The organism is Aquimarina atlantica (genome assembly GCF_000626715.1).
Classification (GTDB): Bacteria; Bacteroidota; Bacteroidia; order Flavobacteriales; family Flavobacteriaceae; genus Aquimarina; species Aquimarina atlantica.
The window spans coordinates 53,763-79,439 of record NZ_AQRA01000004.1 but is presented as its reverse complement, the minus strand read 5'-3'; the positions used below and the strand labels follow the sequence as shown (position 1 = coordinate 79,439).

Here is a 25,677-nt window from a genome sequence, read left to right as displayed (position 1 = left end):
ATTTGCTGTATGAACTCGTCATTTGGAAAATATTTCATTTGGTCTTTCTTTATGAAGAAAATTATAAAGAAATTTAATAAACAGGATAAAGAAAAATTTCTTGAAGAAATTAAAAAAAGGAAAGATTTTATGGATTGAAACTATTTATTATAATATGCATTTACACGATACGATAAGTACTATTCCTTATAACCTCTTTTTATGTTCTTTTATATGTAAATGTAATGTTTTTGGTATTCTTAGGTTTCATTGTCATTAGGTTATCCTGAAACGAAACTATAAATACCTGAACATCTATAGCGCGATTGTAGTCAATTAAATGTAGCTCGGGTTTGTGTGCATTCATATACCAATATCCATTTGATCTTGAAGTATCCGGATGTGTTTTACGGTACGTTCCTGTCCAGCGAATAAAAATAGCTTCTTTACCTTCTGGATTGTAAGATTTTGTAATGTCTTTTTGATTTTTATATACTGAAACCAGTTGCCAGTTTCCGACAGCTTTATCTTTGGGAGATTTAGGTACATCAGAGATTCTGGATAAAGAAACTATTACTTTCATTCCATCTTCTATACGTATCCATTTCATTTTATCATTAGAAAATTCAACTTTAAAGGCTCCGTACTCATCTTTACCATTTTTACTTTCAGGAAGAAATTGCTTTTCTTTTTTATTGTATGTCCAGCTACCTTCGTCATTTTGTAACCATCCATTACCAGCTTGATACGAGTGATCTGCATTGTACTTAAACCATTTAGCGATTGGAGTCATTTTTTTGTCGCCTACACTTACTTGATCTACGGTCCATAATCCGGTTATAGATTGTGCATTTGTAATACCCGAAACAAATAAGGTAATGCTTAGAAATAGTAATCTAGTTTTCATTTTCTGTAGTATATAGTATTGTTGTAATTTTTTAGCAAGATCAAGTTCATTTGTCTGATCACCTGTATTAGCAAGAAAAGCGATGATGTACTCATCATTTTCAATATTTATAAGTATAGATTTATATCCTTCAGTAGCTCCCCCATGTATGATGTATTTTTTAGTAAATATAAAAAATCTGCAAACCATTATCCGGTAGCAGATTTCAATTAGGATTTAATATGGGCTTAATAGGTAAGATCAAAGCTCGGTAAATAGAGTAGTAGGTAATGATCTAGATTTGTTTGTTGATGAGCTTAAAGTCTATGAAAGTTATTAGTACTACCAACAAGGTGACATATAGAATACACAACATTACTATTGAAGATCTCTCAGTTATTTATAACTTTATAATAGTATTGTGTTTCATTCTCTTTTTTAAAACATATTCTAATTTAGTTTAATTTTAATTCAGTACTTATTTGCAAAGCCGTTTCTATATCATTAGCTAATTCTTCTATAATTTTTATACTGGCTAATTTTCCGGATGGAAAAGAAAACAGACCATTTTCGTTTTTTATAGCCAGGTACATTTGTTGATTTTGGAAAGATAAGAGTATAGGCTGGTTAAATTTTTCTTTTAAAGTAACTATTCGTTCCATAAGTGCTGTAGACAATACATAACGCGCTTCGATCTGATCGGTTCCATACACTATAAACTGATCGGTAAACCTGGGATCTTCTAAGTGTATTTTTTGCTCTTCCTTAAAATGGGTACTGAAAAACCGATCTAATTTAGAACGCTGATTATTTGTTAAAATTACCGTATGCCCATTAAGAGATTTTTTAAACCTTAACCAACAAAACATGCCTCTAAACGTATAATAGACATTATCTGCTGATTTGTTGGTGAATATATTTTTGAGTACATACTGGTATATTATCAGAACTATATTTAGTATTGGAATGCGCATAAAACTACCAATGGTCTTGTTCGAAATGTTTTCTTCAACAATACCTATATCGGCAATGTTGATAACATTATCATTTGTTGAGCTTCGTAGTTGCCCATAGCTATACATCAACGAGTTTACGTTTATCCAGGAAAAGAGTTTACTTTTGGCTATTTCGTTGGTGGGAACAGCTGTGTTTTGGGCAAAACTTACCTTTGGGAATAACATTTTCACCATTTTGGCTATGGTTTGCGTTTCCTTTATTTTGAATTTTTGAAATGCTCTTGCAAATCCATATGCGGTGGGATATAATAAAATTACCAATCCTATAATGGGGTATATATTAGCATAAGGATTATTAGGTGCTGCCTTAAACTGTTCGAAAAAACTTAAAAAGCTATTTTTTGAATTAGGAAAATAATTAGCTCCTATATTTAATAGCATTAAAACAAAATAAGCCCCTGTGATAAGCCACATTATTTTTTGAAAAAATAAGGTGTACTTTCTTTTTTGGTAAATAATAGAAAGTTCATTACTTACCTCTGCATATACTTTTTCTATTAAACGTTCCATAGTTTAACTGGGCCAATTAATAGTATTCCATGGGCTCACCGGATTTTCTGATACTTGCTTGTAGAGATGGTATATTTCTTCTCTATAAGAACGCTCACGATGTTGTTGATCGAACGCAAAACCAAGGATAAAACTTTTTCCAAACTCTTCCCAGGAAGAGAAATGATGTATGGCAAGTTCTCTTGCAAATTTGATAACTTTAAAAGCTTCTTCTTCTGTAATTATACCTGTAGTATAGGCTTTTCTGGCTTGTCCTACCAGGATTGCTGCATCATACCCGGCAATACCCATATCCATTTCGTTATCAAAGGTAAAAAGCCCGTTTTGTTTGAGTTCGTTTAATGCTTTATTAGATGTTAACACTTTTAGATAATTAAAGGCTCTTTCATTATCGCCAAAATAATCTTTCATTACCTTCTCCCAGTCTTCTTCGGGCAAAGTGTTTATCATATTATAAATGAAGTTATAGTACCAACGTCTACCATCTTTCATAAAATACTCGGTTAAGTCCCAGTATCCTTCTTTAGTGTCTATACGCCATCTTTTTAAGTAGCGATTTGCAGATTTTTGGTTAAGAAATGTTAAAGTATTCGTATCTGCGCCCCACCATTCTGCTATTGGTGTGTATAGAGCAATGGCAAACTGTTGTTCTCTGGTTAGAGTACTGCCTTCTGATGATTTAAATTTAACTTTTTTTAAATCGGCTTCATCATGACCTTCTTTAGCTGTTTTAAAATATTTATAAGCATAAGAAATAATTCCTATTGCCAGTAACACATAACCATACCATGGTAAATTTTGTAACATTTGCATATGTATATTCGATTTTAATTGTTTAATAATTGATTGATATTTATTTCTTTTTGTTCTGCTTTTGGGATTTCTAACAGCGTTTCTGCTTTGTCTTTTCTAATACTCGCCACTATGCTTGCAGGGAACATTTGTATCTTATTATTATAACTTGTCACTGCTGCATTAAAAGCTCTACGGGCTGCAGAAATCTGGTCTTCTATATCCGACAGTTCAAACTGAAGGTTTATAAATTGTGTATCGGCTTTTAAATCTGGATAGTTCTCTACATTAATATTCAAACCACTCATAACTTTTGTCAATTCATTAGAAGCTTCGATCTTTGCTTTAGGCTCGGTTGCTTTTTCTATTTGACTCCGAAGTTCTGTAACTTTTAGCAGGATCTCTTTTTCATGTGCTAGATACTTATTGAGAGTTGCTACCAGGTTCGGAATTAAATCAAACCGTTTTTTAAGATAAATTTCTATACTACCAAAGGCTTGTGCCACTTGGTTTTTTTTAGCAATTATTTGGTTGTTAATTACAATTCCTACTATTAGAATTAGTAATACAACCGCTACTATTATCATTACTCCCATAATTTTTACTTTTTTAATGGTTATATTCTTTGTATTTGGAGGTTCTTTGTGCTTTACTAGATAATATGGTCACAAATAATAGAATGATGGTAGAAGAGCATTTCATTTTTCAATCTTCTTATTCTATTGGATCAATTCTTAACTGATTATATCTCCAGGCATACTCATTGGTCTTAGGGTCTTTTTCGGGTATGGCATTTGTTATGCGCTCTAATGTGAATGATACCATAACATTTTCATCATATTTATGTAGCTTACCTTCATTGTCATATAGGACTAAATCTTCTGGAGTAAAAGAATTTGGCAGGTAACAAGAGTTTTTATCTTCTTTTCCGAAAGGAAAGGGGAGGTGCTCTATATAAGTACCGTCAGGAGTAAGGAACATTAAATTGAGAGGAGCTCCAATTCTTAGGGTAATATCAGCATTTGAAACAGATGCTCTACCTATAAATGCAATACGTTTACCGTCACTTGAAGTTTGCTTTCTTAATTCTTTATAGGTTTCAATAGTTGTAATTTCTCCTTTCTCTCCGGGTCCTTGAAACAAGTCGCCTCCATTTTGAAATAGAAAAAATAGTGCTGTTGCAATAAAGATTCCTATGTATTGTACAGTTTTATTAATTTTCATGAGTTTTAATTTTCACTTAATTTCTTAGTTTCTCGGCCTATTCGCTTAAACATTTCTTTTCTCTTTTCTTCTGCTTCTTTTTTCTTTTTTTCCCTTTCCTTTTCTATTTCTTCTCTAGCTTCCTTATCAAAAGCAAGTGATAGTTGTTTTAAATGTTCATTGTCAACTACTCCCATTTTTTGTAGAAAAACACCACCACCTAAGAAAATGAGCATTACTGTAACTATGAGTTTTTTGAAACTAATAGTTTCTCCTTTTTTATAGGCTTTTATATTAAGATAAAGCCCTAATGAGCCTATCAATAGTATAATTGTTGGAAATATAAACCACATTGATTTTTAGTTTTGGGGTTATAAAATTATTTACTATAATGTGTCATTTTTGCACCAAAGTCATTTACGAACATATCGTCTAAATCATCTGCCTTTAAAGCCAATTGTGCGATGTCTTCAAGAAATTCTTCTTTGTTTTCTGAATACAAATCACTTATGTGTATTCGGTAGGAGAGAAATATTTGATTATTAGAAATGGATAATCTATGCTTCCCTGTATTGGCAGTTAAAATATATGTATATACTTCGGCTAAATTTTTACGAGGTAAATCGTTTAGCGGAGAGGTGGCAAACAAATAATTATTATCATATACAAACATTCGTATTTCTGCACTACCTTGATGAAAATACCAACGTTCTCTACCAGATCTTGCCAAAACCGGATCTAAATCTAATTTAGTAATGGCTTCTTCTACTTTTAAACTAAAATCTGAAAGCGGATTTTCTTCAAATAGTTTTTCATCAATGTCGTTTCCACAATTAGGGCAATAATCTGTTTTCTCCTCGATTAAACTATTGCAACTAGGACAACCTATAGTATACTCACCAGATAATTCACTAACAATTTCCAGCTCTTCGCGTAGCGTTTCTATTGGGATTGCAAAGCCCATATTATCTGCATCCGAAAATTTAGATGTTGCGATACCTACTAATTCACCTTTTTCATTAATTACAGGGCCACCACTATTTCCTGGATTGATAGCAGCATCTGTTTGTATAAAATTACTCCCCCCTATGATCTGTCTGGGATTAGATACAATACCTTCTGTAACCGTAAAGGGCATACCGTATGGATACCCTAATACTAGCACTTTATCTCTAGAGGCGGTTTCGCTATCGTGATTTGTAAGTATGGTCTCGGCAGGTTTGGGTAAATCTTCTGCTTGTAAAAAGGCAATATCTTTACCTTGATTTATATACACAACCCTTGCCAAATATCTATTCTTATCTTGCCCTTCTATACTTACCGTTAAACAGCCAGATACTACGTGATAATTGGTTACAATAACATGATCTTGTAGGCTATAAAACCCTGTTCCTGAACCATTGGAAGTATTAATTCTATAAACTGAATTTTCTATATTATTTACGATACTCATTGTTTAGTTTACTTTAAAATTTTTCATCATTTGCTGCATTGCTGCCATGGATTGTTGCATTTGTTCTCCCATTATTTTTGATAAATCCATTCCATAATCATTATCCAGAAAATTATCTTCCATAACGGCTTCCATTCCTTTCAATAAAGTAGGAGCTGCCTGGTTCCAATCCAGTCCATTGGCTTGGGCCAAAGCGTCGGTAATGGGGTTACTGATGCTTTCATCAACCAGATTATAGTAGAACAGACCATAGAAGCAGGATTGCAACAAATTTGTAGCATCTTCAAACCTAGAATTAGCTATCATTTCCCGGGCATCTATATAACTGTCTTCCCAATTTTCTCTGATATTTTCCTTTTTACCGCTATACTTATGAGGAATGAATGTCTCTACCTGATATAAATCTTCTGAAAATTTATCGATAGAATAGCTTTGTAATTTTTCTAAACTTGCCTTACCATTTAGCAATCGATTCTGAAAAGGAGTATTTCTGTCAAAAATATCGTCTATGGCATTTTCTAATACGGTACGTAAATACCCTTGCGGTTCTGCATAAAACTCTATTCTTTTTAAAGTAATGTTTAGCGTGTACCAGGCATTGTTTTCGTGGCGATTTTCCATATAATGATCAAAGCGCCGTATACCTTCTTCTATAATTTTTTGATAATTAGAATATGCTTCTTCCTTTACATTGTCTGGTAAAGGTGTTATGTTTGGTTCTTGAAGATGTGTTGCATCAAACTTTTCTATAAACTCATCATCATAACTGTCTGCATAGTAACAAATTTCTCTAAGTACACCGTAAATTTTATAGGGTTCACATAAATTTATGGGGCAAGAAAAAGAAAAATAAACCAGATCATTCTCTAACGTAACATTAGTAAGGTTAAGCGGATGCATACGTATTTCTGCCAACTTACGCATCAATGGTACTTTTTTAGCATTTTCGATGTTTAGAAAAGGACATTTTATCAACAGTTCTTCTGCTGTTTGCGTAATCGTGATAACCACAGATCCATGCGCTATTTCATAGGTATTACCATTTTTTTTGCTTTGTAAATGACTGCCAACATAATCCAATATTGTGGGTAAGACTTTATTGTATTGTTTGCTGTTAAACAAAGCTATTGCTTCATCCCACTTTTCATCTTGCCGGGTAGCTGCTTTTTTTGCATGTATTGGCGGGAAATAAGTATTGTTTTTATTCATTTTATGTAGTATTTAGTAATAGATCAGCTTGTTATGCTTTTTTAAATAGAGAACCCAATCCAGTATCAATCGTTTCTTCTTCAATTCTAAAACTATCCTTTACTATGGTTTTCACTTCATCATAAATAGGATCATCTTTACCATAAATGGTACGAATAATAATTCGACCTATAAAACCAACTTCATTATGTAAAAAGCCTAACCAACCTGCTAATGTTGCACTTGAAAAATGAATAGAAGTATATAAACCAGACAGTGATGTTGGATCTTTTTCTGCACGTAATACCACTACAAATCTGTGATACGCATTTTTTATTACCGTAATGGAATCTTCTGCAGATCCTTTTAATAATTTACCTGCCATACTAGATGCTTTTCTAGACGATTTATAAGTATACTTGTCTCCAAGTTTATCTTTTATTACTTTTTCTATGTCATCAATTGTTGGGTCATCAATTGCTTTAAATACCGTTACTTTCATTTTTTAGTTTTTTATTGTTAATATGAATATGTTAATAAGAATGGTGTTAAAAAACATCTAATCCATCCGTACAGATTAGTTTTCCCGATTTATCTGTACCAAACGAAAATTTAAACTTGTTTTCTACTAACCTTTTCCCATAGTAGCTTACCCCATTTTTTGTTTTTTCTGTAAAAACATTAAAAGAGTGTTCTATTATATCTGAATCTTGATTTACTTGTATGTTGTATCCGTTTAAGTAAAAATTTGCAAATTCATCTGTAGTATTGGTAATCATTGCTACTGCTTCTTTGTAATTGGCGAGTATTTTGGCCGTATTTAGATCTTTGATCTTTAGTGATTTTGGTTGGTAATCACTTTTCTCTTTAGGTTCTGGCTTATGAAGCTTTGATGTAGTTATTGAATAAAACCACATATCTTTCATATTATCCTCAGTAAAGAAAATCGAAATTTGATCCACTTTTGGGGAGTATGAGTTTTGATTTGAAATACTTAATGATGTAATTTCCTTTTCTAAATCAAACTCATTTTCAAGCAACTTGTTCAAGTTATCTATACCTTCCTGGGTATGTAATACGATTTCAGAATTACCACTTCCGCAATTTGTTAACAAGAGTAACATAATAATGGAAATAGTCATGAAACTATTTTTTATCATTTCCGTAATTTTAACTGGTTGTTTTTTATTGTAAAATTATGAGAGTCGTATGTTGTAGTTCTTACTCTACCATGAGTGTTTGAACTTACATAGAAGTTTAAGGTAAAGTCTACATAAACTTCTCCTTTCCTATCTATTCTATAATCCCAGCTATCCAGATAATAAAGTTTGTCTTCTTTTAGAAGCTTCTTATCTTCCAAAATTTGTAGCGCTTCCATATACCTTTCTGGGATGGCAGTTAGATCTAGATCACCGATCTTAAAACCTTTTTTGTAATCACGTGATTTTTTAACCGGATCACTAAAAGTATTACTTTGTACATCATAGGTTTGATTAAAATAGGTATCTTTAAATTTATATGTGAAATAGATTGAACTTAAGGTTCCTCTTAGTCTCTCGGCACTGCTTAATGAAAAGTAATAGACTTCTTTGTCCTTTTCGAAAACCTCATTTACAAGTTTTTGTATAGATACGATGTCATCGGGATCACTGATGTAGTCCTTTTTACCTTTGCAGGAGAAAAAAATTGTTATTAAAAGTACAATTGTTATTTTTTTCATTTTTTATGTTAATAAACTGGTTTGTTTTTAATTATACTATGGCCTTAGCTGTTGATGAAAAATTATAAGTAGAATCTAACGAAGGGCTGTACTCTGTTTTTGATGTTATTATTTTTCTATAGAGAAAAGCTTAGGGCTTTTTTAGTGATAAGCAAACCACCTTGTTTTAAAGGTGATTTGCTTTTTTGAATCAAAAATTTTAGAAAGCTCTTACTGCACGTGTATGAAAACCTAAAGCCATATTTGATTTAGACCCTGAACTTTCAGTTCCAACACCAATTAAAATTGCCCAAGCCCCAAAAGCATTAACTTGTGATGAACTCCAGTAATGTTGAGATACTAAATCCGATCCTCCATTTAAAGCTGCAGTATTATTTATTATTGCTCTGTGTATATGTATTTCCTTTAGAGCATCTTTACTAGGTAAAAACCAATCGGTATAACCTCCATAAGTACTGTTTGATGCAATATCTGCTGCAATACCAGCTGTAGAGCAACTGGCTAAAATCGCAGTTGTATTGGCTTGACCTTGTCCTATCTCAGTTCCATTAGCTCCAGCTATATCTGTACCTAGGCATCCCCAAGTTAAATTAGCAGGATGATCGCTAACAGCACATACTAAGCCATGGTTATTATCTGAAGGATCTAACCAAAAAATAACACCTCCATACTTAAACTCACCAATTTCATTTACATCATTAAGATTAACTGTGGTTGTAGCTGTTTCGGTATTTTCGGAGTTATTTACAGAGATATTAGCTGTAATTGTAGGGTTAGTTTCAAAATCGAACAAGGTAGCATCAGCAACCGTTAATTCCCCTGTGCTTGTGTTTATATTTAATGCTCCTGCGGGTGTTTGGGAGGTAATACTAAAACTTAAGGTGCCAGCACTATTGGCCTGAACGATACCAAGCGCAGATCCATTGGTTGGATTTTCATCGATGGTTGTTGTAAAGTTCTGAACGCTTATTAATTCATTTACATTATTAAGGTTGATTGTTGCATTTGTATTCTGGATATTTCCAGCATTATCAACAGCGACAGTTGCTGTAATTGTTGGATTCGTTTCAAAATCAAACAAGGTAGCATCTGCAACGGTTAACTCTCCTGTACTTGCATTTATACTTAATGCTCCCGCTGGTGTTTGAGAAGCGATACTGTAACTTAATGTTGCATCTCCTGTGGCTTGTACTGTACCTAGCGATTGCCCATCGGTTGGGTTTTCATCTATGCTAGTAGTAAAATTCAGAATATTTAACTCATTAATGTTATTTATACTAATTGTTACAGTAGCTTTGTTTAGAGCTCCATTCGCAGAAACAGTAGCCGTAATTGTAGGGTTTGTTTCAAAATCGAACAATGTCGCATCGGCAACGGTTAGTTCTCCTGTGTTTTTATTTATACTCAGCGCTCCTGCTGGTGTTTGGGTTGTTATACTAAAAGTTAATGAACTGCTGTTATCGCTTTCAACTTTACCAAGAACCTGTCCGTTTGTTGGGTTTTCATCGATAGTTACTTTTACATCTTTAAGATTAATTGCCAGAACTTCATCGTCTTTACTACAGCTAAAATTAAGTAACAATATTGCTATTAATAAGGATGTTGTTTTTAATGCTCTTTTCATGTTTTTTTACTTTTATTCTTTTGGTTTTTATTTTTAGTAGTTCATGTTTATAAAATCGCCGTTTAGCTTGTAGTAAAATGTGAAGCTGGTTCCTCCATTCTCTGGTTCAAGCGTAACTACATATTCTGTTTTTGAGTTATCCCCGTTTTTAGGAAACTTTACAAAAGCCATTTTTAACGTAGGGTTTTTGATATCTTTTTCGGTGGTTAATCGTTTACAGGATTGTTCGGTTAACTCACCTAATTTTTTAAGGTTTATTTTCTCATCTAACTGAAACATAAAATCAGCTGCTTTTGTACCTTCAGGAATTTCAACAGTAATCTCTGAGTTTTGTGTCCAAGAGCCATTTATAAAATTCCATTGTCCCATTTTTAAGGATTCTGGGGCTTCAGTAACAGTTAATGAAATTGTGTTCCCTATAGATTTGTTGTGCATTACAGTTATGTTTGTGAAATGCGCATGTTCACCAAATTTGTTTTCTATTTCTTTTGCGATAGCAGAAAAACCATCTGCATTAGCGGGTTGGTTGGTTACGCTTCCTCCGCAGGATATTAGAGTTGCTACTGCAACCGCAATTATTGCTATACATTGTATTGTTTTCATATGTTTTATTTGTATTGTTCTTGAGAAGTGGGGTATATCCCCATATTAAACATTTAGATATGTGATCATTTATTTTGGGTATAGATTTTCATTGATTTATTCTTCATTTCTTCCAAAAAGAATGAACAATGCAGCTCCTACAAGTATGAGAAGAAACCTAATAATCCAACCCATGGTATTTCCCCATAGATCTACCCAGGAAAGTAATTTGATGTTATAGTTAAAAATAGAGAGCAGGATAGACATGATGCCCATTGCTGCCAGTAATAATCCACCTTGACCTAGTTTTGTTTTAATGTTTTCCATATGCTTTTATCGATTATTTGTGATAAAAGTATATGGTAGGAGTGGAGTAAGAAATAGGTAATCTATTTCTGAAGCTTTAGAACAAATAAACGTGATACTTAAAAAAATATTCGCAAAAGATAGAATAGTTACTAATTATAATACGTTAAATAAACTGTTTCTGATATATTCTTTATCTTCTGTGAGTACTATTTTTATATAGAGTACAGTATTAAGGTTTTTGTAGAATGTAAGGGATTACCAAAGTGACTAGTGTTCCTTTTTCGTTATATTTTTTTCGATCTTCAACCATAACCGAACCTCTCATTTTAAAATCTTTTGATAATATTTCTAATCGCTCTAAGGTTATAGTAGTGGATAATGATTTTTTATCGTGGTTTTTATTTTTCTTCACAGCATCAATGCCAATGCCATTATCTGAGATCTTACATATTAAATCGTTATTCAGATATGACAAATGTATATTAATGATCTTTTCTTCTTGTTGATCAGTAAAGGCATGTTCTATGGCATTTTCAACAAAAGGTTGAATAAGCATAGGTGATATTTTAAATAAAGTTTCATCTATTGTATCTTCTACAGAAACGGTGTATTTACTCGATTTACTCTCTAAAGTTTGAAGTGCTAGATAATTTCTCACTGCCTTTAATTCTTGAGATAGTAAAACGGTTTTATCTCTCGAATTTTCTAATATAATACGAAGTAATTTTGAAAATTTAGACAAATATGAAACCGACTTTTTTTCTTCTTTATTTAATATCATTCCTTGTAAAACAGAGAGTGAATTGAATATAAAATGTGGGGTCATTTGTGAACGTAACAGCTTTTGTTCGATCACAATATTTTGAGTTTTGGATTTTTCGTTTCTCAATTTTAAAAAGAAAATGATAGCCCCCAAAAGTAGTGTTGTTATTAAAAAAGCAATTACACCCAACAATAAATCACGTTGTGACTTTGCTAAATTTTGAGAGGTTGTTTTTACGGTTTTTGTTAATCTTAATTCTCTTTTTTCTGCAGATTCTAACTCATTTTTGTATTTATATTCGTATTCAAGAGCTGTCATTCGTTCAATCCCTTTTTTGTTTAAAAGGCTGTCACTAATTGCTTTGAATTTTTGGTGACTAAAAAACGCTTCTTTAAAATTGCCAGTATTTTTATAAATATTTGAAAGTAATTCGTACGCATCCTTTTTAAAATCTAAAAGATCGTGTTCTTCAGAGAGCTCTTTACTTTTTAAAACATTAAATAATGCTTGATCATATTTTTTTTGATTTGCATAAACGGTAGCTATTCCCAAATAAGAATTGCATAACCCTAAGTCATCTTCAATCTCTATATTAATAGTTTTGGCTTCTGTATAACTTTTAAGAGCCTTTGTGTTGTCTTTAAATGAAAATAAATAAACATCACCAATATTGTTTAAACAGATAGAAATCTGATCTTTATATAAGATTTCTCTACTTATTTTTAAAGCCTTGTTTAAAAAAATAAGTGCATTTTTGCTATCGCCTTTTCTATTATATACTATACCTAAATTATTTAAAGCCTTGCTGATATATCTTTTGTTTCCTACTTTTTCCTCTATTTTTAAAGACTCTTTATAATTTTGTATAGCTTTTTCATATTGCTGATTCCCTTTATAAATAATCCCTATATTATTTAAAGCTTTTGAGATAGCTGTAGTGTCTTTTATTTTTTTTGAAATAAATAATGATTTATTATAATACTCTAAAGCAAGAGGGTTATTTCCTTTCTCATGATATAAAATCCCAATATTATTATAGCAACTCGAAATTTCTGCCTCATTATTATATTTTTTATTAATGGTTAACGCTTTATTAAAATACCTTAACGCCTCATCATAGTTGCTCATATCAGAATAGGCATAGGCGATATATTTTAAGCTTACAGCAGTATTTTTTTCGTCATTAATTTCGGTATCAATTTGAATGGATTTTTTGTGATATTCTATAGATTTCCTATACTCATTATTATAATAAGTAGTAATCCCTACACCTCTATAACATTTCGAGATGCCTTTTTTTAAATTAATGCTTTCATACAACAGAATGGCATCATTAAAGCTTTTAATGGCTTGGTCAAACTCTGATTGTGCTGAAAAAATAACCCCTCTTAAGTATGATACTTTTGCTTTTCCTTTTGTATAGTTTAGCGTGTTACTTAATTCCTCTACTTTCTCGAGATATAATTTGGCAGAATTCACGTCTTTTTGAAAAGAAGAGAATGCTAAATCACATAATAAATTAACTCGAATTGTATCATTTGTTTTATGTTTTTCTAATTCAATTTTTAGACTGTCAATCTTTTTATTTTGAGCTTGTAGATCTTTTGAAAAAAGAAAAAAAACAAATGTTATGAAAATGTATTTAATAGAATTCATAAAATGAACTTACAGTTTCTGATGCTAATAAATATTAGTTGTTAAATCTACTAATTTATTTAAATAAAGTTCACTTCTCTAGTTTTATCTTAATAAGATTGAGAATTAAAAAAACAAAAAAAAAGGTATATCGTTTCTTAAAAAACTTATTATTTCTGTGATCACATATTATTTATGTATACTAAAATCTTAGATCACGAATCTGGATATCCACAAAATAATACAGAATAGTTACTAGGACGTTTATGTTTCTTCTTTCCAAGTTGCAGTATAGGGATTATAATCACATTCTGTTTTATGAAACCATTCATATTCATTTTTTTGATATGGAATCCTATTATCTACACACATATACCTAAACTCACAATCTTTACAGACATTACAAATGTTTTTATTAACCTTCCAATATTTTTGAAAATTTGGATTGAAAATTGCTTTAGCAACTACTTGTGTAATATTATAAGAATATATGTTGCCAAAAGAAATTTCAGATTCTGGAGTGTTCTTAATATTTCCTTTTTTATCGATGAATATTTTTTTGTTAAAATAGTTATGATAAAATTGAGATTCTAGAAATAAGGAATAATTTAAATCCATAGAATCTTTGTTTACAAAAGGTCTTTTATCTCTTTTGAGATAGAATGTACGAAAATTATTTTTTCTATTATAAATTTTTTCATTGTCGGAAATAAAAGTGACAGATTCGGGATAGAAATTATTGCTTAAAAAGTCGTCTATCTTTTTAGTTAAGTGATTATTTGTAACAATTATTAAATTTGGAATTTTGAAGAACGAACAAATTTTAAGAACTTTTTGTACAATTAAATCGTCTTTGTAATCAAGAACCAAATATTCAATCAGGTGTTTCGAATTATATTCTAATGTTTTAAGAGGGAATTGTTTTGAAATTTTAGAATTAATTTTATAAATCATTCTTTGTTCTTCAAAAAAATTAATTAATTCAGAAGATACTTCTTCTTTCTTAAAAAAACGTTGTTTAATAAATTTAGATACTTCTTCAGCTTCTGGATTATCGATGTGAAATATATTGTGGTTTTTAAAATTAACTAGAAAACTTTTTTTATATCCCTTTATAAAAGCAACATTACTAGAAATACCATACATAAGAGTTACAAGATTTTTTTATTAGGAATGGTTACGTACTCCCAATATGCTCTGCTAATTGAAGAATAAAATTGTTTTTTTTCTTTTGGAATTAAGCTTTTCTTCGAATAAACTTTAACATTAAGTACATCAATAGGAAAAGCAATTTCCTTCATTTTTTCCTTGTATTTTTTTATGTTTTTCATAAATTAATTATTTCCTCTGCTATAATTTTATCTAAATTTACTCCACAAACACTACCTAAGTAGCCAAATTGACCAGTAGGATTAACTTCTAAAAAATAGTATTTCCCTGTCTCTGTATATATGAAATCAAAAGAACCAGTATTTAGTTTTAACCTATCCATTAAATTCAATATTTTAATCTTTAGTTCGTTTGGAATAATAAAAGGTTCGTCTAAGTAAGGTTTTTCATGATTGTATACCCTATAATCAACAGTAGATTCTTCGTTCATTTGAGAAAAAATGGCCATCGCATACATTTTTTTTAAAAAAACAAAAACCCGAATTTCGAATAACTTTTTAATCTCGGTTTGAATTAGTGATGTCATAAAATCTTCTTCATTAGAAGAAAAATCAACATTACCAGTGTAAGTCATAAATCTATGTGTATCAGACTCTATAACTAAAGGCAAAGAAAGAGTTTTGGAAATGTAAGATTTTTGCGAAGAAAGTGTTTCTAAATTCGTCTTTAAATATGTTTCGGGTACATTTAATCCTACCTTAACAGCTTCTTCTAAAACAATAAGTTTATTAATGTAAGCATTGTTCCATAAACCAATAACTTTAAAATTTTGCAAAAAATAGTATTCTAAAAAGCTATCTAATGTTTTATCATAAAAATAAATATAATCTTTTATCCCTTTTTTATGTCTTAACAATTCTGGGATAGTATTTATTTTAAATTTGAGACTTCCATTTCGAATAAATACAGTTTTTAAGAATTCTAATGAAATTTTACAACTTTCAAACTCATTTGTAACTCTTAAAACCATGTTTTTTGATTGCATATCGTAATCATATATGCTTATGACATCTCTATCTATATTTATGCAAAAAAAATTGGCATCATAAAAGGACAACCATTCAGTAATTGATTTAAAATTGATATCTCTTTCTGATGAAATAATAAGAATTTCAGGTTTTTTCATTGATTTATATCAAACAAAACTTTTTTACAATATGTTTTGAGTATTATTATTTTAATAAAGAACTCATCTTAACTTTTTCTTTTCCCTAAAAAATGACTGAAAGTCAAGATGAGTTCAAAACAGAAAATCTTTAAATGTTTTAACTTTAAAATTTCTCATAAACTTTAAATAGTTTATGAGAAATTAATTTTAACGAGCAATTAAGCAGTAATTTGGGGATTTTTCACCATCACCTTCATTATCAGGATCAGTTATTTTTTCACCAGTTTCATCTAAATCAGGATCGGTAATTCCTCCTAAAAGCCCTCCGTTAATCGTTAACAGTTCTTCTTTTGTAAGTAAATTAAAATCTGTTTGTTTCATGATTTTAAATTTTAAAAATTAGATATGATAACTTGTTAGTTATCCAGTTTGTAATCGGCATCCATATCATTCATGTATCGTTCAGTTATTTGACAATACGAGCGTTCGTATTCGTGTCTAGAATTTGAATTACCTCCCGTAATGTTTTTTAATGCTGTTTTTTCTAAACTTAGTTTTTCGTTTGTGAATTTTTTAAACAATTTCATGTTTTTAGTTTTAAATACCTACTCTCAATTAATTTAGTACACATCTTACATACAGAATTTTCGGTTACCTAAAGTTTGTAAGATGACATTGTATATTAATAGTCTTTAATTATCTAAAATATGCGTTATGTTATTTAGAATTGTTTTCGATTTTTAGTTGCTATTAACTTCGTCTGACAAAATTGATCATCAAACTTGTTCTAAGTCTAACTCCCATTATAGATAATTTAATGATCACTATATTTTATATACATGTAAATGCATAGTGAAAGTAGAAACATTTAGTTAGAAACTGTATAGTAAATCTTTATTTGAAGTGTCTGAATAAAAAAGTGAAAGGTTTAAGCTAATATTCGTTGAATACTACCATATTTTCGGAGAGTTTTAAATTAAATTGATCATTCCCTTTTTAGACTGTGTTTCAGTTGAATTAAGTTAATCACATTAGACTTGTAAGAAAAATTCGGATAATTTTTCTAAGGCCAATTGATTTTAATCCCTAAAACAAAATCATAGAAGGTGTAGTTTGTTGAATGCTTACCAAAAAAATAAATAAAATCGGGCAATTTAAAAACAAAAAAGCCTTACAAAAGTAAGGCTTTTTGTGATCGCGACAGGATTCGAACCTGTGATGGTCCCGATTAGAAAATCGGGATGCTCTATTCGCTAGAGTTAATTAAATTTTCAATATATTTTCTGGATTTCTTTTTTTTGATTTGCATTTCTCTCTGATATGCTTCAGGTTTTGTTTTAAAGCTTTCTGAATACATTAGCCTCCATGGGATCCCTCTTTTAGTAGATTTACTTCTTCCTTGATTATGTCTTACTAGTCTGTCCTTGATATTTGCCGTATGCCCTACATAATACATATCAATAGTTTCACTAAAAAGAATATAAACGATAAACATATTTAGAAAAGGTTATAAAACAAAAAAGCCTTACAAAAGTAAGGCTTTTTGTGATCGCGACAGGATTCGAACCTGTGACCGTCTGCTTAGAAGGCAGATGCTCTATCCAGCTGAGCTACGCGACCAGTATGTAATTTATTTTTATTGTCGGGGTGGCAGGATTCGAACCTGCGACCTCCGCGTCCCAAACGCGGCGCGATAACCGGGCTACGCTACACCCCGAATCATAAAAATAAAGCGGAGAGACTGGGATTCGAACCCAGGCAACACTTGCGCGTTGACAGATTAGCAATCTGCTCCATTACCACTCTGGCACCTCTCCTATACATTCTGTTATGAACATCGCATTAGTATTTCAAATGCGGATGCAAATGTAGGTTTTATGAGTCTATGATGCAACATTTTTTTACCATTATTTTTTATTTAACGCAACCTTCTTTTTAAAAACTTGAAAATCAGTTTTTTCTTTAAACATAAATTGGCCTAGATTTTGACCAATATGCTACAAAAACCTTAAATACTTCTTTTATATATTTGTATACTATTGACCTATATTTTATGTTATGAAGATTTATAAAAACAATATAAAAATGAATAGTAGATATCTTTTAGTTTTCGCCTTACTTATCTCTAGCTACACATTTGCACAAAGACCTATCTTGCTTGAAGATTTTTCTTTTAAAATAGGAGAAAAATATAAACGAATACGAAATATAAATACGTATCAGGTAGCTTCAGGAAATCGACTTGTTTCTATTAAGAAAGGACGAAATTCTATGACTATACAAAGGTATTCTCTAGATAACCTTAAAGAAGATGTAAAGAAACGACAAGTTGTAGATGACAAAGGAAATTTTGAAACTGTCATGAAACTGGGAGGAAAAGCAGTGGTGTTTTATTCTATAAATGATAAAGCATACGCGCAAAAAGTATCTCTTACAGGTATAGTGGTAGAAAAACCTATTCAGTTGGTTAATGACAGAGAAAATGTGAATAGAGATTTTGGTTTTAAGAGTACTTACGGATTTGATGCAGGAGGAAGAATTAATAAGTTTGTTTTCAAAAAATCTGCGGATGAAAAAAAGCTGTTGATTTTATACCGCATAGAAACAAGTTCGGGAAAAGGAGATAAAATAGGAATCGCAGTCTATAAGGATGATCTAAGTCTTTTGTGGAAAAGAAAAGTGACGTTACCATATTCGTCTGGCAGAATTCAGAATGAAGATTTTGCGATTGGTAATGACGGTCATTTTTATATGACAGCCTCTGTTTTTAATCAAGAATCAAAGGACAAAAATAAGCTAGAAAACACATACCACACTGAAGTTTTTAAGATTACCGAAGAGAAGGGCAGTGAAATTATAAAAAGCAAGATTGATATTTCTGGCAGATCAATTACTGATGCAGTGATTGAGGTTGATGGAGCGGGAAAAGTAAAAGTATCAGGATTTTACGCTAATTCGAACAATAAAGAAGAGATCTCAGGAGTCTTTTCTGCTGCCTTGTCTGATAATGGTACCGTAGGTGCTATAATAAAAAGTGATATTCCTTTAGAAACATTACAAAGCCTTGCTCTAAAGAGAGAAGAACGGATTAATGAAGGAACTCAAAAAGAAAATGATTTAAAAGACCTAGAAAAGCTTAAAATAAATGATATCGTATTTAATAGTGATGGAAGTACTACCTTTCTGGGAGAACAACGTTTTGTAGAATCATTTACAACTTCTAGTTCTTCGGGTTCCAGGACAACATATAAATATTATTACAGGGATATTTTTGTTTTTAAATTAGGATCAGATAATACAATGGTATGGATGCATAAACTGCCAAAGTATCAAATGGGAACTAGAGGTAAACGCAGTATGTCTTATCTAAATTTTAAAAACGATGGCAAACTATATTTATTTTATGTAGATGATTTTACGAATCTTAAACGATCATTAGATGAAACCCCTACGCGATATTTTGATGGCAAAAAAGAGTTTATTTATCTTACTTCTTATGTTATTGATGATGCAACAGGAGAGGTTACTAAAGAAGCAATTCTTACCGGAAGTGATATCAGGAATTCTCGTTTAGATGTTTTAGAACTTACCAAAGCCGCAATATTACCCAATAAAAGTATGATTATGGAAGCTTATGATGGTAAAAAGAATAATCTATTGCTTAAAATAGCATTGGCAAAATAATAAATCGGCTTTTTTTGCGATAAAAAAGTAATGAAGATTTTATTGCTCATAGTAACTTTTACCTTTTCTTTAGGAGATACTGTTCGTGTCGAAGATATACGAGAGGCATATAAAACATGTAGTGAATCAAAAGAAAAGGCAGAACAATTCTATGAACTTACACAAAAGGGATTGCAAAATAAAGGAGCAATTTATCAGGCATATCACGGTGCAGCGCTCGCATTAAAAGCTTCATTTTCCTTAAACCCATTTAGTAAAATATCATATTTCAGCAAAGCAAAGAAAATGATAGATGAATCTATACTGTCTGAACCTGATAATATCGAATTAAGGATGATTAGACTAAGTATTCAAACCAATAGTCCTAAAATTACGGGTTATAATAAAAATGTAGAAGAAGATAAAGATTATATATTTGATAATATCGATAAGGTCGAGGATGAAAAACTAAAACTATATATAGAAAATTTTATAGCACAGTCATCTATTTTTTCTGATTAAGTAATTAAATACCTTATTGCTTTAAGAATTAAGTTTTTTACAATGAATTACTACTTTTTTGTTGTCATAACTTGTTGTAAAAAATAGATAATCATCACCTCCATCTTTGATTTTAAACTTTTTCCTTAAAGTAGCAACAGATTCCTGAAAGTTACGTATTGTAATATTCGCTTTGGTGATCCCAATTTTTGACAGTACCTTTTTTTGATACGGATATACTGCTATGACCTCAAACCTTCTTCCTGGGAAATCAATTTTATGATCAGAAGTATACAAATGCGAATTAATATGAAGTTTTGTTAACTCAAAGGTAGTAGCAATACTTTGAAAACTTCCGCTTTTTAGGATTGCTGCATTGGGTTCATAAAGATAGGTCATTGGTAACCCCATATTTGCAGATTGCCTGGCTTCATCTTTTAGAAAAAAAGAAAACTCCTGATGTACCGTTTTTTGAATGTTGATAGTCATAATTTTGATATCTTCAGTATAGGTTTTATCAAGAATCCATATCAATTCTTTAACTTCATTTTCTACCGCAACAACATGAATTTCTTTTATGTTTTGCAATGCTTTACTCCCCATTTGAATATCTAGTAAAGGAGAAGTTTTGATTAAGATATTTTTACTTTTCTTAAAAAGTAAATCTAAATTAGAAGGTACATCGGGTAAACAATCTTCGAGAAAAAATACTTTTCCTTTGCTATCATGTCGTCTAGAGGGATCTATGTAAATCCAATCCAGAGTATTGTGATCTTTCAAAATGTCTAATCCATCTCCGATAATAGTTTGGATATTTTTCTGCTCTAGTATTTCAAAATTATGTGAAGCGATTTTGCTTAATGATGTATTTAATTCACAATGAATTACGGTTGTGATATGTTTTGCAAAAAAATAATCATCAATTCCAAAACCACCCGTTAAATCGATTAAAGATGTGCCCGAAACAAGCTTACTTTTATACAAAGCTGTTATTTCAGAAGAAGTTTGTTCCAGGTTAAGCGTTGGCGGGTAATAGATTTTGTTTTTATCATGCCAGGTTGGTAACTTTCTTTTTGCTTTACGTTTTCCCTGGATTTGTTGTGCTAACTCTTTGCCAGAAATTCCTTCAAAAGGGCTACCGCTTAAAATCAGGGTACTTATATCAAGGGCACCCTCAGATTTTTTAGTAATAAACTCCTGGACCTCTTTATGTAGTAGTAAAGGATTCAATTAGAGATCTTTGGTAAGTGTTTTTACTATTTTATATTCAGAAAGAAATTCTTTGGCAATTACTTTGATCGCAGTATAAAAAGGTACCGCAACGATAAGTCCGCCGATCCCAAAGAGTAATCCAAAAATAAGAATAGCTAAAAAGATTTCTAGTGGATGAGATTTTACACTGTTTCCAAAAATTAAGGGTTGATTTAAGAAGTTATCAATCAATTGAATGATCAGATAACCAATCAGGATATAAGTTATTTTGGGTAAAATCACAGTCTGAAAATCAAACCCTAAATTGCTGGTGATCGCTAGTATGATCACAAATACTCCACCAAATAATGGGCCTACGTATGGGATTAGATTACAAATTGCAGCAATTAAAGCAACAGCAATGGCATTATGAACTCCAAATATCAATAAGAGTATGGTATATAAGATAAAGAGAATAATTATCTGTAAGAGCAGACCAACAAAGTAGCGTGAGAGTAAATCTTTAATTTTTGTAAATGCTCTCATAAACCTATTTTCATCTTCCTTTTTTGCAAGTACTAATAGGCTATTTTCGAGAAGAAGACTGTCTTTTAATAAAAAGAAAGAAATAAATAAAACCGAAAATAATCCAATTAAAACTGCTCCGAAACCACTTAAAAATGAATTTATGGCATTGGGGATAGCTTTTAAATCAAAAAATTGCATTAGATCGGTTTGTTTGATCAGTTCTACAAAATTTAGTTTTTCTATTTTAAAATAAGCACTAACCTCCTGGTTAAATCTATTGATATCATCTCCTAATTTATTAATATCAATTTCACCAATTAATTGTCCTTGTTCACTAATAATAGGTACAAATAACATAAAAATACTCAGAAATAACCCAATGACAATTAGTAGTGTAGTGATTACTGCTAACGAATTTTTAAATTTCAGTTTCTTTTTAAGAAATAGGACTAGGGGTCTACCCATTAAAGAAATCACCGAAGCAAAGGCAATGTATATAAGAACAGATTGTATTTTATAGAGAAACCATAGTAATCCCAGGACACCTATAATAATAGCTACTGCTCTTAAGATCCCGTATGCAATTGTTTTTGAATTCATATAGTAAAATTTCAAGGCATCAAAACTTCAAAGTTACAAAGTTTTGATTTGTGCTTTATTGCTATCTTTTAGAGTATTATTTTTTACTGTTAAATATCTGTTTTGTAATCTCATATAGAGCAACCCCTGTTGCCGTAGCCACATTCATACTACTATTATTGCCATACATGTTGATGTGTACGCTGTGTTTTGCTATAGTCAAAACCTCATTAGATACTCCAAAATTTTCTTCCCCGATCACAAGTGCTATTTTTTCCTGTAGAGATGGTTTATAATCAGCAACAGCAATACTTGTATCGGTAATTTCTAATGCCAGAATAGTGTACCCATCAGATTTAAATTGTTGTACAGTACGTACAACATCTTCGGTTTGATGATAAGGTATGATCTCATGTGTGGCTCTTGCTGTACGTTGCATACGTTTACTAACCACAGTAATGTCTTCTCCGCAAAAATAGATTTGTTCTATACCAAAACTATCTGCAATTCTAAATATACTTCCAATATTTGCAGGCGAATTCACCCGATCACAGATAAGTGTTATCGGAAATTGATTTTTAACAAACCGATTATGGTGATGATGTAATTGCTCTGACATTAATTCTCAAAAGCGTATTTAATAATATTGGCTCCCATTTTTAATGCTTTTGATCTTACTTCTTCCGGATCATTATGTACTTCTGGATTTTCCCAGCCATCACCCAGATCACTTTCGAAAGTAAAGAGTAGTACCAGGCGATTTTCATGGATAATCCCTAGTGCTTGCGGCCTTTTTCCATCATGTTCATGGATTTTGGGTAACCCCTGCGGAAAATTATATTTTGATGAAAAGATAGGATGTGTTACGGGTAGTTCTACCAGTTCCTTATCAGGAAAAACTTTAACGAGCTCTTTTCGAATATAGGGCTCCATACCGTAGTTATCATCAATATGAAGAAAACCACCACTTAACAGGTACTTTCTTAGGTTTTGAGCATCTACATCTGTAAAAAAAACATTACCATGCCCGGTCATATGAATGTATGGATACTGAAATATATCAACACTTTCTGGCTTTACCGTTTTTGGCTTGGCACTTATGGCGGTATTAATATTTTGATTGCAAAATGTAATAAGATTAGGAAGAGCCGTAGGATTACTATACCAATCACCACCTCCTTTATATTGTAAAATGGCAATATCTTGCCCGTAAATTGATATGGTTACCAAAAAAAAGAAGAGATATCCAGTAAGTTTTATCATCATGCTCGTCTAAAATAAAGCCTAAAAGTACTAAAATTATGCAGATGTTACAGAAGCTTATGATGCTATTAACGCTTATTGTTTCGATATCAATACATGCTCAAGAAAGCAATGAATCGCCAATAGTATTAGAATTATTTACTTCACAAGGATGTAGTAGCTGCCCGCCAGCTGATGAATTACTCGATAATATTAAGAAAAAATACAAAGATCAAAATGTAGTTGTGCTATCATATCATGTAGATTATTGGAATAGATTAGGGTGGAAAGACCCTTTCAGCTCAGCAAAATTTAGTGATTATCAAAGAGCATATGCACAACAATTTAACAGCAGATCTATTTATACTCCGCAATTAGTGGTTAACGGAAGTGAACATTTTACAGGATCCGATCGCTATAAAGCAGATATAGCTTTAAAAAAGTATTCAAAAACCAGGGTTAGTTCTACTATTTTGATAAAAGATATACGACAAGAACCTGCTCAGGTTGTTTTTAATTATAAGGTAGATGGAAAGCTATTTAATACGGTTACACTGGCTTTAGTTGTTTCTGAGCGTACTACTAATATATCGAGGGGAGAGAACAGAGATAGAACCTTAAAAAATACCAATATTGTAGCAAATAGAGTGGTTAAGCAAGAAGAATCAGGGAGTATCTCGATGACCATTCCTAATTGGGTTTCAGAAAATGATGAACTATCTGTAGTTGCATATACCCAAGATAAGACTTTAAAAACCACAGGAGCAACAAAATTGGCACTCCGTAGATGATTGTTTGGGAGTAGTATATCTAAATTTTTTACAGTTAAGTGCTATTCAAAATCATTATAGTAACTTTGGGTGAATGTGTTTTAATCTTAACTTTAAGTAAAAGATTATGCCTAGATCAATGAAGTTATGGAAATAAAGGATATACATAGTTTTCTTGTGTATTACACCAGGATAAAAGATCGTACCAGGAAATTATTTGAACATATACCTACAGAAAAAATAGAATGGACTGCTAATAAAGGAAAATTTACTATTGGTGATATCATACGACACCTGGCACTTACAGAAAGGTTGATGTATGTCGAAAATGTTTGTCTAAAACCTAGCTTATATAGCGGTTGTGGAGAAAGTTATGCGAAAGGGTATCAAAACACAATTAATCTGTATAATGAGCTACATCTCGAATCGGTAGAGATTCTTTCACAGTTTACATCCGAAGATTTACTTAAAAAATGTGAAACACCAGGAGGTCACAAAATAACAATATGGAAATTACTAAGAGCTATGGTAGAACATGAAATCCACCACAGGGGAGTACTATACACATATCTAGCACTATTAGAAATAAAAACTCCACCTATATTTGGATTAACTTCAGAAGAAGTAATACGAAAAAGATAACCCTATGAAATTCGAGAACATCTGGGAAGAGCATAAAAAACCATTATTAAACTTCATCATAACAAAAGTTGATGATAACAGTATTGGCGAGGATATAATACAGGATGTGGGGATAAAACTACATACTGCGATACACAAAAACCAAGAAATCAATAATTACAAATCCTGGCTTTTTCAGGTAGCAAGAAATACGATTGCAGACTATTATAGAAAAAACAAAATACCGACTACTAGTATAAAAGATCAACCAGAGATTGCAGAAACATCAATGTCTAGTGCTTGTGTGTGTGATTTATCGGGATTTGTTATCCAAAATTACCTTCCGAAGCAATATGCAGATGCACTCTATCTAAGTGATATAGAGCAGAAGCCTCAAAAAGAGATTGCCAAGATTTTAGACCTAAGCTTAACAGCTACTAAATCAAGAATACAAAGAGGGCGAAAAAAACTAAAGGAATTAGTAACCGATTGTATAGAGATATCATACAATAATAAAGGGCAGATAACTGGATTTCTGCTTAAAGATAATTGCGAATTACCACCAGAACTGATGACCCAGATAGATAAATTAAATTTAACGATATAAAGCTGCATCTTTTTATTCTATTTACACGACTATAGGT

General features: G+C 31.3%; 30 protein-coding genes and 3 tRNA genes. 5 read left to right on the top strand and 28 right to left on the bottom strand.

Annotation, left to right across the window (positions count from 1 at the left end):
* Positions 1-199: 199 nt before the first annotated feature.
* From ATO12_RS09285 to ATO12_RS09180, 24 genes are all read right to left on the bottom strand, one after another.
* On the bottom strand, positions 200-1,075 hold the full coding sequence (locus tag ATO12_RS09285) for a hypothetical protein (protein WP_034241452.1): 876 nt from the start codon (positions 1,073-1,075) through the stop codon (positions 200-202).
* Between the two features lie 245 nt (positions 1,076-1,320).
* Entirely contained in the window at positions 1,321-2,391 is a 1,071-nt protein-coding gene (locus ATO12_RS09280) for a DUF3137 domain-containing protein (protein WP_034241451.1), read from the bottom strand.
* 3 nt (positions 2,392-2,394) lie between these two features.
* A complete protein-coding gene (locus tag ATO12_RS24740) occupies positions 2,395-3,204 on the bottom strand; it encodes a DUF1266 domain-containing protein (protein ID WP_051575708.1) in 810 nt (269 codons plus the stop codon).
* 14 nt (positions 3,205-3,218) lie between these two features.
* Positions 3,219-3,779, bottom strand: a complete 561-nt coding sequence (locus ATO12_RS09270) for a LemA family protein (RefSeq protein WP_034241449.1) — start codon at positions 3,777-3,779, stop codon at positions 3,219-3,221.
* Positions 3,780-3,897: 118 nt separating this feature from the next.
* The gene (locus ATO12_RS09265) at positions 3,898-4,407 is read right to left on the bottom strand and encodes a hypothetical protein (protein ID WP_034241447.1); all 510 of its coding nucleotides are present in this window, start codon (positions 4,405-4,407) and stop codon (positions 3,898-3,900) included.
* Positions 4,408-4,412: 5 nt separating this feature from the next.
* Positions 4,413-4,739: a hypothetical protein gene (locus ATO12_RS09260; protein WP_034241446.1), complete on the bottom strand. Its 327-nt coding sequence runs from the start codon at positions 4,737-4,739 to the stop codon at positions 4,413-4,415.
* A gap of 26 nt (positions 4,740-4,765) precedes the next feature.
* Positions 4,766-5,839, bottom strand: a complete 1,074-nt coding sequence (locus ATO12_RS09255; protein ID WP_034241445.1) for a trypsin-like peptidase domain-containing protein — start codon at positions 5,837-5,839, stop codon at positions 4,766-4,768.
* A 3-nt stretch (positions 5,840-5,842) separates the two neighbouring features.
* A complete protein-coding gene (locus tag ATO12_RS09250) occupies positions 5,843-7,048 on the bottom strand; it encodes a type III secretion system chaperone family protein (protein ID WP_034241444.1) in 1,206 nt (401 codons plus the stop codon).
* Positions 7,049-7,079: 31 nt separating this feature from the next.
* On the bottom strand, positions 7,080-7,529 hold the full coding sequence (locus tag ATO12_RS09245; protein WP_034241443.1) for a hypothetical protein: 450 nt from the start codon (positions 7,527-7,529) through the stop codon (positions 7,080-7,082).
* A 46-nt stretch (positions 7,530-7,575) separates the two neighbouring features.
* A complete protein-coding gene (locus ATO12_RS09240; protein WP_131248801.1) occupies positions 7,576-8,169 on the bottom strand; it encodes a hypothetical protein in 594 nt (197 codons plus the stop codon).
* Positions 8,170-8,183: 14 nt separating this feature from the next.
* Positions 8,184-8,747 (bottom strand): hypothetical protein, encoded by a 564-nt coding sequence (locus tag ATO12_RS09235; RefSeq protein ID WP_034241441.1) that lies wholly within the window; start codon positions 8,745-8,747, stop codon positions 8,184-8,186.
* A 199-nt stretch (positions 8,748-8,946) separates the two neighbouring features.
* Complete coding sequence (locus ATO12_RS09230; RefSeq protein WP_034241440.1) at positions 8,947-10,371, bottom strand: DUF1566 domain-containing protein; 1,425 nt, start codon at positions 10,369-10,371, stop codon at positions 8,947-8,949.
* A 33-nt stretch (positions 10,372-10,404) separates the two neighbouring features.
* A complete protein-coding gene (locus ATO12_RS09225; protein WP_034241439.1) occupies positions 10,405-10,974 on the bottom strand; it encodes a hypothetical protein in 570 nt (189 codons plus the stop codon).
* A gap of 96 nt (positions 10,975-11,070) precedes the next feature.
* Entirely contained in the window at positions 11,071-11,280 is a 210-nt protein-coding gene (locus ATO12_RS09220; RefSeq protein ID WP_034241438.1) for a hypothetical protein, read from the bottom strand.
* A gap of 211 nt (positions 11,281-11,491) precedes the next feature.
* A complete protein-coding gene (locus ATO12_RS09215; protein ID WP_034241437.1) occupies positions 11,492-13,681 on the bottom strand; it encodes a tetratricopeptide repeat protein in 2,190 nt (729 codons plus the stop codon).
* A 243-nt stretch (positions 13,682-13,924) separates the two neighbouring features.
* On the bottom strand, positions 13,925-14,806 hold the full coding sequence (locus ATO12_RS09210) for a hypothetical protein (protein WP_034241436.1): 882 nt from the start codon (positions 14,804-14,806) through the stop codon (positions 13,925-13,927).
* 5 nt (positions 14,807-14,811) lie between these two features.
* Entirely contained in the window at positions 14,812-14,991 is a 180-nt protein-coding gene (locus ATO12_RS09205; protein WP_034241435.1) for a hypothetical protein, read from the bottom strand.
* Complete coding sequence (locus ATO12_RS24735; RefSeq protein ID WP_051575707.1) at positions 14,988-15,956, bottom strand: ATP-grasp domain-containing protein; 969 nt, start codon at positions 15,954-15,956, stop codon at positions 14,988-14,990. The genes ATO12_RS09205 and ATO12_RS24735 overlap by 4 nt, the downstream gene beginning before the upstream one ends.
* Positions 15,957-16,145: 189 nt before the next feature.
* On the bottom strand, positions 16,146-16,319 hold the full coding sequence (locus ATO12_RS26020; protein ID WP_165583358.1) for a hypothetical protein: 174 nt from the start codon (positions 16,317-16,319) through the stop codon (positions 16,146-16,148).
* A gap of 35 nt (positions 16,320-16,354) precedes the next feature.
* Positions 16,355-16,525, bottom strand: coding sequence for a hypothetical protein (locus tag ATO12_RS26015; protein WP_165583357.1), 171 nt, complete (start codon positions 16,523-16,525; stop codon positions 16,355-16,357).
* Positions 16,526-17,184: 659 nt separating this feature from the next.
* Entirely contained in the window at positions 17,185-17,433 is a 249-nt protein-coding gene (locus tag ATO12_RS09195) for a GIY-YIG nuclease family protein (protein WP_034241434.1), read from the bottom strand.
* A gap of 51 nt (positions 17,434-17,484) precedes the next feature.
* Positions 17,485-17,558: transfer RNA gene (locus tag ATO12_RS09190), tRNA-Arg, on the bottom strand.
* A gap of 22 nt (positions 17,559-17,580) precedes the next feature.
* Positions 17,581-17,655 (bottom strand) — tRNA-Pro (locus ATO12_RS09185).
* 16 nt (positions 17,656-17,671) lie between these two features.
* Positions 17,672-17,755, bottom strand: a tRNA-Ser gene (locus ATO12_RS09180).
* A 268-nt stretch (positions 17,756-18,023) separates the two neighbouring features.
* Here ATO12_RS09180 and ATO12_RS09175 point away from each other — a divergent pair.
* Together ATO12_RS09175 and ATO12_RS09170 are read left to right on the top strand one after the other, a co-directional pair.
* The gene (locus ATO12_RS09175; protein ID WP_131248800.1) at positions 18,024-19,622 is read left to right on the top strand and encodes a hypothetical protein; all 1,599 of its coding nucleotides are present in this window, start codon (positions 18,024-18,026) and stop codon (positions 19,620-19,622) included.
* Positions 19,623-19,652: 30 nt separating this feature from the next.
* The gene (locus ATO12_RS09170) at positions 19,653-20,123 is read left to right on the top strand and encodes a hypothetical protein (RefSeq protein WP_051575706.1); all 471 of its coding nucleotides are present in this window, start codon (positions 19,653-19,655) and stop codon (positions 20,121-20,123) included.
* A 21-nt stretch (positions 20,124-20,144) separates the two neighbouring features.
* On the opposite strand, the gene ATO12_RS09165 is transcribed toward ATO12_RS09170, so the two are convergent.
* From ATO12_RS09165 to ATO12_RS09150, 4 genes are all read right to left on the bottom strand, one after another.
* Positions 20,145-21,332, bottom strand: coding sequence for a THUMP-like domain-containing protein (locus ATO12_RS09165; protein ID WP_034241432.1), 1,188 nt, complete (start codon positions 21,330-21,332; stop codon positions 20,145-20,147).
* The gene (locus ATO12_RS09160; protein WP_034241431.1) at positions 21,333-22,421 is read right to left on the bottom strand and encodes an AI-2E family transporter; all 1,089 of its coding nucleotides are present in this window, start codon (positions 22,419-22,421) and stop codon (positions 21,333-21,335) included.
* A gap of 76 nt (positions 22,422-22,497) precedes the next feature.
* Positions 22,498-23,019 (bottom strand): TrmH family RNA methyltransferase, encoded by a 522-nt coding sequence (locus ATO12_RS09155; protein WP_034241430.1) that lies wholly within the window; start codon positions 23,017-23,019, stop codon positions 22,498-22,500.
* On the bottom strand, positions 23,019-23,663 hold the full coding sequence (locus tag ATO12_RS09150) for a DUF4159 domain-containing protein (protein ID WP_034241959.1): 645 nt from the start codon (positions 23,661-23,663) through the stop codon (positions 23,019-23,021). The genes ATO12_RS09155 and ATO12_RS09150 overlap by 1 nt, the downstream gene beginning before the upstream one ends.
* A gap of 44 nt (positions 23,664-23,707) precedes the next feature.
* On the opposite strand from ATO12_RS09150, the gene ATO12_RS09145 reads away from it, so the two are divergent.
* From ATO12_RS09145 to ATO12_RS09135, 3 genes are all read left to right on the top strand, one after another.
* Positions 23,708-24,433 carry a DUF1223 domain-containing protein gene (locus ATO12_RS09145; RefSeq protein WP_034241957.1) on the top strand — a complete coding sequence of 242 codons (726 nt, stop codon included), beginning with the start codon at positions 23,708-23,710 and terminating at the stop codon, positions 24,431-24,433.
* A gap of 126 nt (positions 24,434-24,559) precedes the next feature.
* Positions 24,560-25,054 (top strand): DinB family protein, encoded by a 495-nt coding sequence (locus tag ATO12_RS09140; RefSeq protein WP_034241429.1) that lies wholly within the window; start codon positions 24,560-24,562, stop codon positions 25,052-25,054.
* A gap of 4 nt (positions 25,055-25,058) precedes the next feature.
* Positions 25,059-25,640: a sigma-70 family RNA polymerase sigma factor gene (locus ATO12_RS09135; protein ID WP_034241428.1), complete on the top strand. Its 582-nt coding sequence runs from the start codon at positions 25,059-25,061 to the stop codon at positions 25,638-25,640.
* Positions 25,641-25,677: the final 37 nt, after the last annotated feature.